This window comes from Rhodococcus sp. DMU2021 (genome assembly GCF_019641445.1).
In the GTDB taxonomy this organism is placed as follows: Bacteria; Actinomycetota; Actinomycetes; order Mycobacteriales; family Mycobacteriaceae; genus Rhodococcus; species Rhodococcus pyridinivorans.
Genome location: NZ_JAIFKB010000037.1, coordinates 1 through 15,150, shown reverse-complemented (window position 1 = coordinate 15,150; position 15,150 = coordinate 1). Strand labels below are relative to the sequence as shown.

The following is a 15,150-nucleotide window of genomic DNA, read 5'->3' as shown; positions in this document are numbered from 1 at the left end:
CCCACCCGTTCTTCAAGTCCCCTTATACGAGCAATGACCTGCGTGAATCCGCCGATGCCATTGCGAGTTTCGCTCGCCTGAATTACGGCTGGATGGGCCGCAGCCCCGACTATAAGGCCAGTTTCCTGGCGACACTGGGCTCGAACACTGACTTCTATGCACCGTTTGATGGCAATGCGCGTCGTTGGTACAAGGAGGCGCAGGAGAACTGCCTTTACGTTAACCACGCCATCGTGAACCCGCCGATCGACCGCAATCGTGTGGGCGAGGATGTCGAGAACCTCAATGTACATGTTGTCCGAGAGACCGACGCCGGTCTGATCGTCAGCGGCGCGAAGGTCGTGGCCACGGGGTCGGCGTTCACCCACTACAACTTCATCGGCAGCTATGGGCCGGTCAACTCCAAAAGCTACAGCGCAATCTTCATGGTCCCGATGGCAGCGAAGGGTGTGAAACTGTTCTGCCGCCCGTCATATGAGTACACTGCTGCGACGGTGGGCAGTCCGTTCGACTACCCATTGAGCTCACGCCTTGATGAGAACGATGCGATTTTCATCCTCGACGAGGTGCTCGTGCCCTGGGAGAATGTGTTTGCCTACGAGCCGGAGAAGGCCAAGAACTTCTTCGCCGGTTCCGGATTCCTTCCGCGAGCCATGATGCACGGCTGCGTCCGGCTGGCAGTGAAGTTCGACTTCCTGTGCGGCCTGCTGCTCAAGGGCCTCGATATGACCGGTACAGGAGATTTTCGTGGGGTCCAGACCCGCGTCGGGGAGCTGCTCAACTACCGTAACCTCTTCTGGACGTGCGTCGACTCGATGGTCAACAATCCCACGACCTGGAGCGACGGCACTGCGGTCCCGAACGTCGACGCATGCAATACCTATCGGATGATGTCGACCATTGCTTACCCCCGCGCGAAGGAAATTTTCCAGCAGGACCTTGGTAGCGCATTGATTTACCAGAACTCCAACGCCGTGGACTGGAAGAACGCGGAGATGCGGCCGTTCCTGGACCAGTACGTCCGCGGATCGGGTGACCGCTCGGGTGTGGACCGCATCAAGATCATGAAGTTGATCTGGGACGCAATCGGCACCGAGTTCGGTGGCCGTCATGAGCTCTATGAGCGCAACTATTCCGGGAATCACGAGGCAGTCCGCCTGGAGACCCTGTGGGGTCAGAACGCCAGCGGGCAGACGGACAAGTACCGCTCGTTTGTCGACGAGTGCCTCTCGGAATACGACCTCGACGGCTGGACCGCCCCTGACCTCATCAGCTCGGACGACGTCAACGTGATCAAGAAGCGCCTCGGACAGAACTAAGAAGCGTCGGTGCTGCACAACATAGCCGACCTGACGAAAGGACTACGATGCACTTCCTGGCCCAGATGGAAGTCACCATCCCCCACGACATTGACACGGAGAAGCTTGAAAGGCTACTGACCGCCGAGCGCGAACGCGCCCAGGAACTGCAGCGACAGGGAAAGTGGCCCCAGCTCTGGCGCGTCGCCGGCCGCTATGCCAACGTCAGCGTGCTCGACGTCGAGAGCATCGACGAACTTCATGAGCTCCTGTCATCGCTGCCGATGTTTCCGTTTCTCGACATCAAGGTGACGCCGATGACCCGGCATCCGTCGAAGGTCGACTAAGAGCACCTGCGCTTAGCGCGTTCTCCACCAAGTCTTTGCCCGTTCCATCCACCAACTCGAAGGAAACAATCATGACCGCTACAGTCGGACAAGGGACCTTTCGCAATAACCGCGCCGCCACCGTGGTTGCCGACGTAATGCAGCGCATTCGCGACGTCATCCTGGAACATAAGCTGACATACGAGGAATACTCCGCTGCGAAGCAGTTCGCAATCGACCTTGGTGTTGCCGGCGAATGGCCGCTCTTCGCCGATGTGTTCTTCGAGCAGACAGTCGAACAGGTCGACTCGGAGTCCCGCGAGGGCAGCCCCGGCGCCATCGAGGGACCCTACTTCATCGAAGGCGCTCCCCATCTCGAACTGCCGTACGTCATGCCGATGCGGGACGATGAACCGGGCGACGTCCTGTACTTTTCCGGCAGAGTCACCAGCCCGAACGGTGAGCCGATCGCGAACGCCCAGGTCGAACTGTGGCATAGCGATAACTTGGGAACGTATTCGAACATCCCGTACAACGACGATCGGGAGTTGCCGCCCGCGTTCAACCTCCGCGGCCGCTTCTCGACCGATGAGGAAGGACGCTACGAAGTTCGAACGATCATTCCCGTCCCCTACGAGATCCCGACCTCGGGCCCGACCGGCGCGCTCCTCACCACCGTCGGCTGGCATGCGTTCCGGCCTGCGCACCTGCACTTCATCACATCGGCTCCAGGCCATACTCCACTGACCAGCCAGCTGTACTTCGACGAGGATCCGTACATCGACTCCGATGTCGCTGGAGCTGTGAAGCCTGGTCTGATCCTGAAGCTGGACAAGCACGACTCCCCCGAGGAGCTGCAGTCGAAGAACCTCGACACCCCGTACTTCACCACTTCTTACGAGTTCGTCCTTCCGCGAAGCTGACCCACTATGCAGGCTGCCGCAACGCCGACGTTACGGCAGCCTGCCCCTGAAAGGACTCTCAATGATCCTGTCAAGCCGCCACCGCGGTAACCGGCACATTCGGTTGCCAGGTGCGGTTGTCGCGGAGCAGAGCGTAGAGAACGTCCACGCGCCGCCGAGCCAGGCAGATCGTGGCCTGGACGGGTCGCTTACCTTCGGCACGTTTGCGCTGATAGTAGGCGCGAGAGGCGGGGTCGCAGCGGACCGCGGTCAACGCCGACATGTACATCACCCGGCGCAGGCGCCTGCTGTAGCGCTGAGGGGTGTGCAGACGCCCGGTGCGTTTACCCGAATCCCTGGGTCTCGGCGCCAACCCGGTCCAGGCAGCGAGTTGGTCGGCCGAGCCGATCAGGGCGGGGTCACCCACTGCGGCAAGGAATTCGGCTCCGAGCCGGAATCCCATACCCGGCAAGCTCAGGATCACCTCGGCCAGAGGGTGCCGACGAAATCGGGCCTCGATCTCCGCGTCCACGGCGTTGATACGTGTGTCGAGGTCGATCACCGCCTGCGCCAATTCGGCGACCAGTTCGGCAGCGACATCTTCCCCCGGCAACCGCACGGTCTGCGCCTTCGCGGCGGTGACTGCGGCCCGGGCGATCGATTCGGCGTGGCGCACCCCGGCCCCGGTGAGCATCGTGGCCAGTCGGGCCGCACCGACGCGGCGGATCGCTTTCGGTCGCTGGTAGCGGGCCAGCAGCACCACCCATCCCCGGTCCGAGGAGATCTGCGCGACGCGTTCGAGCCCGGGGCAGATCGCGACGAGTTGCTGACGCAGCCGGTTGATGGTCCGGGTACGGTCGGCGACCAGATCGGTGCGGTGGCCGGTGAGCATCTGCAGCTCACGGATCAACTCGTCGTCGGGACGCAGAACGGGCAGGTCCGACCGCATCCGGGACTGATCGGCGATCACTCGGGCGTCGCGGGCGTCGGTCTTGGCTTCGCCGCCGCGGTAGACCGACGATGCCTGCCACACCGAACGTCCGGACAGGTAGCGCACCGGTTTCCCGGCGTCGGCCAGCACAGTCAGCAACAAGGTGACGTAGGCGGTGGTCAGATCCACCGTCCACGACACCGTCTCGGCGAGTGCGTCGATCTCGGTGATCACCGCACGGATCGTTGCTTCGTCGTTGTCGCATCGCCGCGACAGCACCACCGCTCCGGAGGTGTCGAGTACGCATATCCAGTGGTGTTCTTTGCCGACGTCGACTCCTGCCCACAGTCGCGAACCGGTCATCGGATCTCCTCGTTTTCGCTTGTGTTCCGGCCTGGCCCCGATGGACGCCTCCGCCGGCATTTCCTTAAACAAGCGATCATGCGCAGATCTCAATCAGCGGTCCGAGGTGTCCAGACAGGTCGGGTGGCCAGTCCTTTCAAGCCCCACTCGAGAGTGGGCAAACCTTATGCAGCCTCGCCCGGCCCGCCCGGGTTACAGCTCAACGTAACTCTCACGAAGTAACTGCACCTACGAACTTAAGGACCCTTGTGAAGATCGCTTCCATAGAGGCAATACCGTTCAATATTCCGCTGGAACGACCGACTGCATTCGCCCACGCCAGTATTTCGAGTGCAGAACACGTTCTCATCCGAGTGACGACCGACGACGGCGTGGTCGGGCACGCCGAGGCCCCCGCCCGTCCCTTCACCTACGGCGAGTCTCAGGAGTCGATCGTCAAGGCGATCGACTCCTGGTTCAGTCCGGCGATGGTCGGGACCGATCCTTTCGACCGCGAAGTCGCACGTAATGACCTGAGCTGGTTGCGCCACAACCACACGGCCCGTGGCGGCGTCGACATGGCAGTCTGGGACGTGATTGGAAAATCACTGGGGCAGTCGTGTCACAAGCTTCTTGGTGGCTACACAGATTCGATGGAAGTGGTCCACATTCTGTTTGCGGCCACACCCGAGGGCATGGTGGAGGAAGCCCGCGATATGCGGGAGCGCTTCGGCTTCAACACGTTCAAGATCAAGACCGGCAAAAACGTTAAGGAGGATGCCCGGGCAATGCGCATGCTCCGGGCAGAGCTGGGCGAAGGGCCCGAGATGTATGTCGATGCAAACAAGGGATGGACAGCGGACGAGACAATCCGCCTGCTGCCGGTGATGGAAGAAGTCGGCATCACCATGCTCGAGGAGCCGACACCGGCATTTCGTCCGCTGGCCCGCCGCCGGGTTGCGGAAAAGAGCTCGATCCCCATTATGGGCGACGAGAGCGTGACGCGGCTCGGCGAGGTCGGCAGGGAAATCCTCGACAACCATTCGCAGATCATCAGCATCAAGGTGGCCCGTACCGGATTCACCGAGTCGGACCGAATCGTCGGGCTGTGTGAAGGGCTTGGCATCGGGTTGGCCTTGGGCAGCCAGATGGACGGAACGGTCGGGACTCTGAGTTCGCTGGCCTTCGCGGCGGCTTACAAGAGCACATCTGACCGGGCAGGGGAGCTGGACTACTTCATGCAGCTGACCGACGACATTGTCGCCGAGACCCCTGTCATCGAGAACGGACGCATGCATGTCTCCGGGAAACCCGGGATCGGCATCGAGATCGACGAAGACAAGCTCAATCACTACCGCATCGATAAGGACTAGGAGAACCAGATGGGAATTCAAGAGAAAACGGCCCGGCTCAACTACCGCCTCGACGGCCCCGCCGGGGCGCCGGTCATTGTGTTCGGACCCTCACTCGGCACCGATCTGGAATTGTTCGAGCCTCAGGCGACGGCACTTTCCGGCGACTTCCAGATCCTGCGGCACGATCTGCGCGGGCACGGTGAATCGGAAGTACCCGACGGCCCCTACACCATCGGCGAAATGGCCGAAGACGTCATTGGACTATTGGATGAGCTCGGGATCGATCGCTTCAGTTACGTCGGCGTCTCCATCGGCGGCGCCATCGCCCAGTGGCTCGGCATTCATCACGGCCATAGGCTTGACGCACTGGTCATCTGCGCATCCGCCGCACAGTTCTACGACCCGCCGAGCTGGCCCCAGCGTGCCGCAAAAGTGCGCAGCGAGGGGACCGAATTCCTTATCGAGTCGCGCTACGGCGCCTGGTTCACTCCTGAATGGGCAGAACGCTCTCCGGAGGGCGCAACGCGGCTCCTCAACATGCTCCGAACCACGCCGCGAGAGGGTTACGCAGGCTGCTGCGAGGCAATCGCGGCGTACGACCTGCGCGATCGCCTCGGTGAGATTGCGACTCCCACCTTGGTCATTGCCGGGGAAGAGGACCCGGCCACTCCGGTCGCCACCGTGTCCGCTGTCGCCGAGGGCATTCCCGGAGCGGAACTGCTGGTGGTCCCTGGTTCCTCGCACCTGGTCAATTTCGAGAAGCCCCATGTCGTCAGCGCAGCGATCGCCAAGCACATCGGCGCCGTCACGATCAATCGATGAGGTTGCGACGGTGACGGATCGAACCATTCCAGCGTTGCTGGACGACGCCGCGGCCCGATACGGCGACCGGACATGGCTGCGCACCGACCACACAGAGATCACCTTCCGTGGCGCTCGGGAGCAGATCCGCTCCGTGGCACAGGCGCTGACGGCCGCCGGTGTCCGGCGAGGTGATTTGGTGGTGCTGACGGCGCGCAATGAGCCGCGCTACCTACTCACCATCCTCGCCGCCACGACACTCGGCGCCACTGCTGTCCCGACCAACCCCCGAGGAACCGAAGCGGAACTGGCAGGCCTTTTGACACAGGTGCGCGGTCATGCACGCGTCATCGTGACCGATGATGGGCTGATCAGCATGGTGCGCCGTGCAAAGGCTTCTGCCGGCGCCGGCGCGGAGATTATTGACGTCGACGCCATCGTTAGCGACAGACCGAGTTTGGAGGCACAGCCGCCCAGCATCCCCGGTGGCAGTCCTGTCCGTGAGACGGACGTGGCCATCATGATTCCGACCTCGGGCACCACCGGGCGGTCCAAGCTGGTCATGCAAACGCACCGCGCATACACGATGGCGGGCGAAGGGTTTCCGTACTGGATGCAGCTCTCTACCGTCGATCGGCTGATGACGTCGCTGCCGTTGTTCCACACGAATGCACTCGCCTACTCCACGATGGGATCTTTGACCTGTGGTGCGGGCCTGATACTGCTGCCGCGCTTTTCGGCATCAGGCTTTCTGGATTCCGCGCGACGGCACGGGGCGACGTCGTTCAACGCGATCGGTGCGATGTTCGAGTTCCTCATGGACCAGGCCCCTAGGCCCGACGACTCGGACTCGCCCCTGGAGAATTGCTACTGTGCCCCCGCGCCGCCGAAGCATCGCCACCTTGAAATAGAGCGACGCTTCGGTATCTCAATAGTGTGCGGCTATGGCATGTCGGAAAGCCTGTACGGCATGTCGTGGAGGCCCGGTACACGCCCGTTCGGAACGCTGGGTGAGCCACGGCAGCATCCGACGCTCGGAGAAGTGAATTCAGCCCGCGTCGTCGACTCTGCCGGCCACGCTGTGGCGAAGGGCCAAATCGGCGAATTGTTGCTGAGTAACCCCACCGTAACGCCAGGTTACTACGGGCTGCCCGACGAAACGGCCGCAGCTGTACGCGACGGCTGGCTGCACACCGGTGATCTGGTCACGGAGAACACCGACGGCACATACACGTTTGTTGCCCGCCAGAAAGAAGTGATTCGGCGGCGAGGTGAAAACCTGTCCCCCGCCGAGGTCGAGGAAGCCTTGCTCGCGCACCCGGATGTCGACGAATGCGCCGTCGTTGGAGTGAACGCCGGTCAGTCCGAAGAGGAGATCAAGGCGTACGTCCGACTCGTGGACGGTAGCGACGAATTACCGCAGGAGCTTGCCACCTGGGTTTCGCAGCGACTGGCCGCGTTCAAGGTGCCCCGCTATTGGCAGTTCGTCACCGAACTGCCCTATACCCCAACGGGCCGGGTCGCGAAGCATCAACTGCCCGTCGACGGCTACCAGTACGACCTCGCCCCAATGCGCGGAACAGGAACTTTGACATGACCGAGACATATCGGACCAGCCTGGGTACATCAAGCCTCGACAGCATCCAGCTGCTCGGAAAGGAAATGGCTACTGAACTGATGGGCGAGGTGTCCTTCGGTGACCTCGCCTTCTGGTTGGTAGCTCTTCGCCGGCCAACCAAGGGCGAAAGCCGGCTGTTCAACGCAATCCTCGTGGCCCTGGCCGATCACGGATTCACCCCCACGGTGCTCGCGGCGCGGCTCACCTTGACGAGCGCGCCCGAATCCATTCAGGGTGCCATGGCAGCAGGAATCCTCGGCGGCGGATCACGCTTTCTGGGAGTGACCGAAGACGCGGCAAAGTTCCTGGCGCAAAGCCTGTCGGACGCCGGTGAACTAGGAAGCGACTCGTCATACGAAGATCTGGCGAAGCAAATCCTGCATGACTGCCAGTCCCGCGGCCTGCTTGTGCCCGGACTCGGCCACCCAGTCCACAAGAACGGTGACCCCCGTACCCCCGTCATCTACAAGCTGGCGGCGGAAGCCGGAGTGTTCGGGCCGCACCTATCGTTACTGGCAGCCATCGAACGAGTGCAGGCCGACGTGTTCGACAAACACCTACCGGTAAACGGCGCCGGAGCGTGCGGTGCAGCACTCGCGGATTTGGGATTTCCTCCGGGAATCATCCGTGGATTCGCTCTTGTAGCCAGGTCGGCCGGCCTGCTCGGGCAGATCGCCGAGGAGATGCGCGACCCGATCGGCCTCCAGCTCTATGCAGCCGTGGACCGCAACGCACAGTATGTGGACCCGTCAGAAGTTCTGTATTCCCGCTCAACCCTTAAGGATGAATCGTGACTGCTACAGACCCGACAGACAGAATGACCGCCCAATCCCCGACCGCGGTCCCGTTCACCGGCGACGAATACCTCGAAAGCCTGAAGGACGGCCGGGAGGTGTACATCTACGGCCAGCGCGTGGAGGATGTCACCACCCACCCCGCGTTCCGCAACGGCGCGCGTTCCATAGCCCACCTGTACGACGCACTGCACGATGACCCGGACGGCATTATCACCGGCCCCACGGATACCGGTAACGGCGGCTTCACACACAAGTTCTTCAAAGTGCCGCGCTCGGCCGAGGACCTGGTCGAGTCCCGCGACGCGATCGCTGCCTGGGCGCGTCTGTCGTACGGTTGGATGGGACGTTCACCCGACTACAAAGCATCGTTCCTCGGAACGCTCGGAGGAAACACCGATTTCTTTGATCCCTACCAAGATAATGCGCGGCGATGGTACAAGGATTCGCAGGAACAGGTGCTGTTCCTCAACCACGCACTCGCCAACCCTCCCGTGGATCGTCATCGGCCTGCCTCCGAAGTCGAGGACATGTTCGTGCACGTGGTCAGTGAGAACGATAACGGGCTGGTGGTGTCCGGGGCTAAGTGCGTGGCAACAGGGTCCGCGCTGACCCACTACAACTTTATTGGTCACTACGGGATGCCGGTGGACAAGAAAGAGTACGCCGTCATCTTCATGCTCCCGACCAACGCGAAGGGGGTTAAGCTGATTTCCCGGCCCTCATATGAGTACCAGGCGACAGTGACGGGCAGCCCGTTTGACTACCCGCTGTCGAGTCGGTTCGACGAGAACGACGCGATCATGGTGATGGATCGCGTGCAAATTCCCTGGGAAAATGTCTTCGCTTACGGTGATCCACAGAAGGTCAACGATTTCACGCCCATGTCAGGATGGCTGCCTCGGCTGACGTTTCACGGTCTCACCCGTTTGTGCGTCAAGCTGGACTTCATTGCCGGATGTGTGCTGAAAGCAGTGGAGATAACCGGGACCAACCAGTATCGCGGCGTCCAGGCGCATGTTGGTGAAATTCTCGCATGGCGCAATCTGTTCTGGGGTCTGACCGAGGCCATGACCCGCAATCCGGAGCCGTGGGTGGGCGACGCAGTGCTGCCGAACAATGACCAAGGCGCCGCGTATCGGGTCCTTGCGCCGCTGGCGTACCCACGCATCAAGAGCATCATCGAAAACCATGTCGCCAGCGGGCTGATCTACGTCAATTCCCATGCCGAGGACTGGAAAAGCGCCGAAATCCGGCCGCTACTTGACCGCTACCTTCGTGGCTCCAACGGCGTAGAGGCCATGGACCGAGTGAAGCTGATGAAACTCCTGTGGGATGCCATGGGAACCGAGTTTGGCGGGCGGCACGAACTCTACGAGCGGAACTATGCGGGCAACCAGGAAGACACCCGAATCCACCTGCTGAAGGGCGCGCAGGCCAAGGGAAAAACCGAGCAGTTAATGAGCTTTGTGGACGGATGCCTCGGAGAGTATGACATCAACGGATGGACCAGCGAGCACCTGATCAATCCCGGCAGCATGAGCAGTATCCCAAACCTGCTGTAGTCCTCTGCCGAACTGCACGGATCCGATAGCGCGGCCCGCGAGTGTGCCTCGGACATCGAAGCGAAAGCGGACTTGTCCGAGGCCACTCGGGGGTCTAGATGTACTCGGCCAGGACGTTGGTTGCACGGAGTAAAGGCGAAGAGCACTTGGGTTGGTGGTTACCACACAGCCAACGACTAAGAGCATGTCTCTTATGGCCTAGATCGTTTGTGGGGCATAATGCACTGCCGTGGTCGATGCGTTGTCTTCCCGGCTGGTACCGGATGCGTTGTGGGAGATCGTCGAACCGTTGCTGCCCGGATTCCGGGCGCGGCCCCAAGGCGGCGGCCGGGCGGCGCTCGATGATCGGGCGGTGTTCACCGCTATCGTCTACGTGCTCACCAGCGGCTGTGCCTGGCGGCACCTGCCACCGTCATTCGGGGTCAGCGTTCCGACCGCACACCGCCGCTTCACCACCTGGGTTCGGGCCGGGGTGTTCGACGAACTCCACCGCAGGGTCCTCGATCGGCTCGGCGCCGGTGGGGACCTGGACTGGTCCGCCGCGATCCTGGACGCAGCGCACGTCCGGGCGAAAAGGGGGGATCTCTGACCGGTCCCAGCCCGGTCGATCGAGGCAAGAACGGCTCGAAGATCCATATCCTCTCCGACGCCGACGGCATTCCCCTCGTCACGGCGGTGACCTCGGCGAACACCCACGACAGTGTCATGTTGCAGCCGATGGTCACTGCGATTTCGGCGGTGCGCTCGCGTCGTGGTCCGCGCCGCCGTCGGCCCGGCCGGTTGCGGGCGGACAAGGGTTACGACTATCCCGTACACCACCGGTGGCTGCGGGCACGGGGCATCGTTCCGCGCATCGCCCGTCGCGGTGTCGACAGCAGCGAACGCCTCGGCCGTTACCGGTGGAAGATCGAACGCACCCTGGCGTGGCTGAGCGGCTATCGCCGGCTGACGATGCGCTACGAACGTCACGGTGAGAACTTCGCTTCCTTTCTCCAACTCGCCGCTGCACTGACCTGCTTCAAGAAACTGGCCAAATGAGACATGCCCTAAGAGGTCTTCATGGTCCACCGTAATGCCCGTCTGACCCCCGCCGGTAGGCGGATCCTTGTCCAACGCGTCTGTGAGGGCCAGCCGGTGGCGCATGTGGCCAAGGACATGGGTGTGTCACGCACCTGCGCGCAGCGCTATGCGGAGCATGCCCGCTCGATGCCCGCGGTCGCTGGACGGATGTGGACTCCCCGCCGGCAAGCTCTGCGCCCTCATCCCGTCGGCCGCGACCGGCACCTCGACCTTCCGCATGGACCCGGTTCCACGCCATGGGGAACACACTGCAAAAATCCTGACCGAACTGGAGGAGTCAGCATGACTGAAATCAGCTTCGCCCGCCAACTGGCCCGGCACGTCACCGCCGATCACAAGCTCACCGCGGAGATCACCGACTGGATGAAACTCTTGCTGTTCGACTACTACGCCGTCACGACCGGTGGCGCGGAACGCGACTCCGCCGTCGCTATCCGGTCCGCTGTCAGTACCGCGGCATCCCAGGACCGGTTCTTCAGCGCCTCCATTCACGGGACAACTCTCTGGGCCACCCTCGAGGATGCGGCCCTGGTCAACGGCGTGACGGCCCACGGCTTGGAACTCGATGACACGTTCGAGGAATCCTCGCTGCACCCCGCTGTCGTCGTCTTCCCGGCGGTTCTGGCACTGGCCGACGAACGCGGCTATAGCGCCGCGGATGTGCTTCGCGCCGCCGCGGTTGGCTACGACGTGATGTGCTCCGCCGGCGTCCTGCTCGGGGCTGCCGAGAGCTATGGTCGCGGCTTTCATCCCACCGGCGTGGCCGGGGTCCTTGGAGCAGCGGCAGCTGTGTCCTCCCTGTTTAGGCTCGACGAGGACCAGACCACTCACGCACTGAGCCTGGCGGCCAATCTGGCCGCCGGAAGCCTGGAATTCCTCTCCGACGGTTCCTGGACGAAACGTCTGAACGCCGGGCATGCCGCTTCGGGAGGCCTCCGTGCCGGCAAGCTCGCAGCCGCAGATTTCACCGCCCCGGAAACGTCCATCGAGGGCCGGGACGGCTTCCTGAACCAGTACGGCCAAGGGCTGATCGAAGGCCGCAGACTGAACCTGGTGTTCGGCAAGAGCGCCTTGGATACCAGCATCAAGTTCTACCCCTGCTGCCGATACATGCACGGCAACATCGATCTGCTGTGCGACATCCACAGCGAATACCCGAATCTGGACATCGATGAGATCGAGTCCATCGAGGTCGGCGTCATCAAAGCCGGTGCCACATTGGTTGCCGAACCGCCGGCGCGCAAACTCATTGTCAACACGCCCGTGGACGCGCAGTTCAACATGCCGTTCGGTGCCGCCGTGGCACTGGCGACCGGCCAGGCGACTGTCGGGCAGTTCGACGATGCCCCGGCCGTCGCCGCGGAACTAAAGCCCTGGCTGGAAAAGGTCCGCTGCTATACCAGTGAGCGTCTCGAGGCCACCTTTCCGGCCAGCTGGCAGGCGGAGGTCAGCGTCCGGTTCAAGGACGGCCGCGTCATCGAAAGGAACGAAGCTGCCTTCCGTGGCGCGCCGCAGGACCGTGCCACCCGGGAGCAACTGGTCGACAAGGCCGCCGTCCTGCTGACGCCGTCCGCAGCGCAGGCCCTGGACGAAACGGTCCAGGCGATTGAGCTGGATGCCCCACTGACCGGCCAGGTCGTCGTGCCGCAGAAAGACTCCATCTGACATGACTCAGCCCAGCTCCGCGGACGGTGGACGGTGGATGGCACCAGTTTAGCGATGAAGCGGCATCATATGCCCTCATCCAGATTCTGTGACTGGTGGGACTGTTGTTTCCTGTGAGGTTCCTGAGTGCCGATGGTTTAGGTTGCAGGGAGCGAGCGGGCGGCCCGCCGTTGACCGAAGTCCTTTCGAGAGACAGGCGTCAGATGGCCAGAATAGGTAAGTACCTGTATTTGCCGGGTTTGCAACGTGATTCACCGCTGAAGTCGGTGATCGTCGCGTCCTTGACGGTGGGGTTGATCGCGACAGCCGGAGGGGCAGCGGGGGCGCAGCCCACCACCACGCCGGCACCCGGCGCCAACACTTCAACGGCGACTGTGCCGCCAACGACCACGACCACCGCTGCGCCGACATCGACTGAGATCCCGGCGCAGCGGGCGGCACCGAATACCTCCACCGAGGCACGGCAAGCGCCCACCTCGTCACCGGTAGCGCCGTCCAGCACCTCGACGTCTGTGCCCTCGTCCACCGACGCGCCCACCTCGACCTCGAGCGACAAGTCGCCCACACCGGCGATGTCGAGTCCGGAGGCCACGGCGGCCGCTCCGGGAAACAAGATTCCGTACACCGGCAAGCCGACCGAGAACCCGAACGCCACCATCATCCCTGGGAAGATGCGTTCGGACCGGGAAGAGGTCCCCGCCCCGTTCACGAAGGAACAAGCCGATCTGGCCGAGACCAGAGAAGCCCAACTGAAGACTTCCCGAGCCGCCCTCGGTTGCCAACAATTCTGGCCATCGGAGCATTGGGTGTGCGGCGAAATTTTGAACAAGTACCTCTCGCTTGGCGGGTCGAGCAGCTTCCTGTGGCTGCCGAACAGCCCGGAATTGACCAATCCGGACGGTTCCGGGAAGCGCCAGCAATTTCTTAAAGATGTTTCAGTAATTGAGTGAGTGCGGATCATAAGGAAAGTCCGGTGTGGTCGAGGAAACCGTGGCACAGGTCGTAGCTCGACCCGATCCGGGTCAGCCCGGTCTCGGTCGCAATCCGGACCTCGTCGAGGGTATCGGGACACAGGTTGGCCAGTTCGGTGGATTTCATGTTGCCCCACACCTGTTCGATCGGATTGAGCTCGGGCGCATACGCCGGGAGACGTTCGACGTGGAGCCAATGGCGTTGGGTCCCCAGCCATGCCTTCATCGCCTTGGACCGGTGGGCCATGAGCCCGTCCCAGATCACGATGATCTTCTCGCCGGCGAAGTGGCCGCGCCTCTCGGTGAGGAACTCGATGAGCTTGTCGGTGTTGTAGGCGCCGTCGGTCATGGAGAACACGAACGCGCTCTCGCTACGATCGGGTCGGTAGGCCAGGACCCCGGCCATGGACATGCGTTTCCACGAAGAACGGTGACGGAGTACGGGTGTGACACCTTTCGGCGCCCAGGTTGCGCGGACCACCGGGAGTAGCGAGACACCGCTTTCGTCCTGGAAGCAGATCCATGCACCTCGGCGCCGCGCTATTTTTTTATCCGCGGCCACTCGTTCTCACGCCAGGCGACGATGGCATCCTCGTCGCGTTCGACCGCCCGCCGGGCGGGGCGTTGCCGGCTCCAACCCAGCCGGGTCCGCAGAATCGTCCACGTCTGCGTGGGACCGTAGGTCACGCCGGTGAGCCGCTCGATCACGATCGCGACCCGCCCCAGGGTCCACACCCCGGTGGCGAAGCCGTGAGCCTGGGGGCCTTCGAGCAGTTCTTCTCGGATCACCTCGATCTGGGCGTCGTCGAGACGCGGCCTGCGACCCGCCCGACCTGCACCTTCGAGCGCTTCGCTTCCGCCTTCGGTCCACTGCCGAAACCAGCGGGACGCAGTCTGCTGGGACACCTCCAGCTCGACCGCGACATCGATCTGCCGCCGCCCCGCAGCGAACATCTCCGCCGCCCGCATCCGCCGCTCACGCAACGCCCCGAGATCACGGCGGGTACCGCGCTGCTTGACTTTCCGGGGGTCGGGTTCCTCGCCGGAGCCGGTCTTCTTCACTGGCATTCGTCAATGATCAAGCAACGCGGTGCGAATCACGTGCAACGACACGCCCTATTACCGAAACATCTTTAATGCTTGCTGGTTCGTCGGGGACCGCGGTCAGTCATTATTCGGACTGGTCAACCATTAATTGGATAGTCGGATATTCATGGCTCTTGACGGCGGTAGCGGTCGCGGCGTTCGCGGTGACGATGTGGCTGGCCGCAGACGACGAGTCGTCCATAGGGATTCGGGTGGGGTCTGTCGGCTCTTCACTATGGATCTCGTGGACCGGTTGGTCTGACTCCTTGATGGGCGTGACGGTCTCGGCTCGGTGGACGCAGGATGGGTCTGGTGGGCGGGTCTGGCTCACGGCTCTTCTGACGCCACTGCAGGTTGGTGGCTGTCCTGTCTGCGACGTGTCGACCGGCTCGGCTCACTCGTTTGAGTGCAGCCCG

The 15,150-nt window shown here is 62.6% G+C and carries 15 protein-coding genes and 1 pseudogene; 12 read left to right on the top strand and 4 right to left on the bottom strand.

What is annotated here, in order from left to right; all coding sequences use genetic code 11:
* The 3 genes from K3M35_RS24620 to K3M35_RS24610 form a co-directional block, all read left to right on the top strand.
* Nucleotides 1-1,319: 4-hydroxyphenylacetate 3-hydroxylase C-terminal domain-containing protein (locus tag K3M35_RS24620; RefSeq protein ID WP_220667161.1), on the top strand; the 1,319-nt coding region annotated here is incomplete at its 5' end.
* 47 nt (nucleotides 1,320-1,366) lie between these two features.
* Entirely contained in the window at nucleotides 1,367-1,645 is a 279-nt protein-coding gene (gene catC / locus K3M35_RS24615; protein ID WP_192378990.1) for a muconolactone Delta-isomerase, read from the top strand.
* 71 nt (nucleotides 1,646-1,716) lie between these two features.
* Nucleotides 1,717-2,547, top strand: a complete 831-nt coding sequence (locus K3M35_RS24610) for a dioxygenase (RefSeq protein ID WP_220667160.1) — start codon at nucleotides 1,717-1,719, stop codon at nucleotides 2,545-2,547.
* 70 nt (nucleotides 2,548-2,617) lie between these two features.
* Here K3M35_RS24610 and K3M35_RS24605 read toward each other — a convergent pair whose 3' ends face one another.
* The gene (locus K3M35_RS24605) at nucleotides 2,618-3,820 is read right to left on the bottom strand and encodes an IS110 family transposase (RefSeq protein WP_259444442.1); all 1,203 of its coding nucleotides are present in this window, start codon (nucleotides 3,818-3,820) and stop codon (nucleotides 2,618-2,620) included.
* A gap of 248 nt (nucleotides 3,821-4,068) precedes the next feature.
* Here K3M35_RS24605 and K3M35_RS24600 point away from each other — a divergent pair, with 248 nt between their 5' ends.
* The 8 genes and pseudogenes from K3M35_RS24600 to K3M35_RS24570 all read left to right on the top strand — a co-directional run bounded on the left by K3M35_RS24600 (nucleotide 4,069) and on the right by K3M35_RS24570 (nucleotide 12,677).
* Nucleotides 4,069-5,172, top strand: coding sequence for a mandelate racemase/muconate lactonizing enzyme family protein (locus tag K3M35_RS24600; RefSeq protein WP_220667159.1), 1,104 nt, complete (start codon nucleotides 4,069-4,071; stop codon nucleotides 5,170-5,172).
* A 9-nt stretch (nucleotides 5,173-5,181) separates the two neighbouring features.
* Nucleotides 5,182-5,976, top strand: coding sequence for a 3-oxoadipate enol-lactonase (gene pcaD / locus K3M35_RS24595; RefSeq protein ID WP_220667158.1), 795 nt, complete (start codon nucleotides 5,182-5,184; stop codon nucleotides 5,974-5,976).
* Between the two features lie 10 nt (nucleotides 5,977-5,986).
* The gene (locus K3M35_RS24590; RefSeq protein WP_192378994.1) at nucleotides 5,987-7,552 is read left to right on the top strand and encodes an AMP-binding protein; all 1,566 of its coding nucleotides are present in this window, start codon (nucleotides 5,987-5,989) and stop codon (nucleotides 7,550-7,552) included.
* Nucleotides 7,549-8,367: a citryl-CoA lyase gene (locus tag K3M35_RS24585; RefSeq protein ID WP_192378995.1), complete on the top strand. Its 819-nt coding sequence runs from the start codon at nucleotides 7,549-7,551 to the stop codon at nucleotides 8,365-8,367. Before K3M35_RS24590 ends, K3M35_RS24585 begins: the two co-directional genes overlap by 4 nt.
* A 23-nt stretch (nucleotides 8,368-8,390) precedes the next feature.
* Nucleotides 8,391-9,932 carry a 4-hydroxyphenylacetate 3-hydroxylase N-terminal domain-containing protein gene (locus K3M35_RS24580; protein ID WP_220667163.1) on the top strand — a complete coding sequence of 514 codons (1,542 nt, stop codon included), beginning with the start codon at nucleotides 8,391-8,393 and terminating at the stop codon, nucleotides 9,930-9,932.
* A gap of 229 nt (nucleotides 9,933-10,161) precedes the next feature.
* Nucleotides 10,162-10,970 (top strand): IS5 family transposase gene (locus K3M35_RS24575; protein WP_374107787.1). Its coding sequence is split into 2 segments (ribosomal slippage): nucleotides 10,162-10,509 and nucleotides 10,512-10,970, totalling 807 coding nucleotides; the frame shifts between segments, so codons are not numbered across the junction.
* Nucleotides 10,971-10,991: 21 nt separating this feature from the next.
* A pseudogene (locus K3M35_RS26460) lies at nucleotides 10,992-11,118 on the top strand (IS481 family transposase); the annotation flags it as partial.
* Nucleotides 11,119-11,294: 176 nt separating this feature from the next.
* A complete protein-coding gene (locus K3M35_RS24570) occupies nucleotides 11,295-12,677 on the top strand; it encodes an MmgE/PrpD family protein (RefSeq protein ID WP_225623893.1) in 1,383 nt (460 codons plus the stop codon).
* Between the two features lie 199 nt (nucleotides 12,678-12,876).
* Here the strand turns inward: K3M35_RS24570 and K3M35_RS24565 are convergent, their stop codons facing one another.
* Nucleotides 12,877-13,269, bottom strand: coding sequence for a hypothetical protein (locus K3M35_RS24565; protein WP_220667156.1), 393 nt, complete (start codon nucleotides 13,267-13,269; stop codon nucleotides 12,877-12,879).
* Here K3M35_RS24565 and K3M35_RS24560 point away from each other — a divergent pair.
* Nucleotides 13,250-13,627 carry an LGFP repeat-containing protein gene (locus tag K3M35_RS24560; protein ID WP_220667155.1) on the top strand — a complete coding sequence of 126 codons (378 nt, stop codon included), beginning with the start codon at nucleotides 13,250-13,252 and terminating at the stop codon, nucleotides 13,625-13,627. The genes K3M35_RS24565 and K3M35_RS24560 overlap by 20 nt on opposite strands.
* A gap of 7 nt (nucleotides 13,628-13,634) precedes the next feature.
* Here K3M35_RS24560 and K3M35_RS24555 read toward each other — a convergent pair whose 3' ends face one another.
* Together K3M35_RS24555 and K3M35_RS24550 are read right to left on the bottom strand one after the other, a co-directional pair.
* A complete protein-coding gene (locus tag K3M35_RS24555; protein ID WP_220667154.1) occupies nucleotides 13,635-14,210 on the bottom strand; it encodes an IS630 family transposase in 576 nt (191 codons plus the stop codon).
* A complete protein-coding gene (locus tag K3M35_RS24550; protein WP_220667153.1) occupies nucleotides 14,189-14,716 on the bottom strand; it encodes a winged helix-turn-helix domain-containing protein in 528 nt (175 codons plus the stop codon). Before K3M35_RS24550 ends, K3M35_RS24555 begins: the two co-directional genes overlap by 22 nt.
* Between the last annotated feature and the right edge of the window lie 434 nt (nucleotides 14,717-15,150).

Excerpts from the sequence above, each read along its gene's own strand:
- catC (WP_192378990.1), top strand. The coding sequence starts at position 1,367 with ATGCACTTCCTGGCCCAGATGGAAGTCACCATCCCCCACGACATTGAC.
- K3M35_RS24610 (WP_220667160.1), top strand. The coding sequence starts at position 1,717 with ATGACCGCTACAGTCGGACAAGGGACCTTTCGCAATAACCGCGCCGCC.
- K3M35_RS24605 (WP_259444442.1), bottom strand. The coding sequence starts at position 3,820 with ATGACCGGTTCGCGACTGTGGGCAGGAGTCGACGTCGGCAAAGAACAC.
- pcaD (WP_220667158.1), top strand. The coding sequence starts at position 5,182 with ATGGGAATTCAAGAGAAAACGGCCCGGCTCAACTACCGCCTCGACGGC.
- K3M35_RS24585 (WP_192378995.1), top strand. The coding sequence starts at position 7,549 with ATGACCGAGACATATCGGACCAGCCTGGGTACATCAAGCCTCGACAGC.
- K3M35_RS24580 (WP_220667163.1), top strand. The coding sequence starts at position 8,391 with ATGACCGCCCAATCCCCGACCGCGGTCCCGTTCACCGGCGACGAATAC.
- K3M35_RS24570 (WP_225623893.1), top strand. The coding sequence starts at position 11,295 with ATGACTGAAATCAGCTTCGCCCGCCAACTGGCCCGGCACGTCACCGCC.
- K3M35_RS24560 (WP_220667155.1), top strand. The coding sequence starts at position 13,250 with ATGTCGAGTCCGGAGGCCACGGCGGCCGCTCCGGGAAACAAGATTCCG.
- K3M35_RS24550 (WP_220667153.1), bottom strand. The coding sequence starts at position 14,716 with ATGCCAGTGAAGAAGACCGGCTCCGGCGAGGAACCCGACCCCCGGAAA.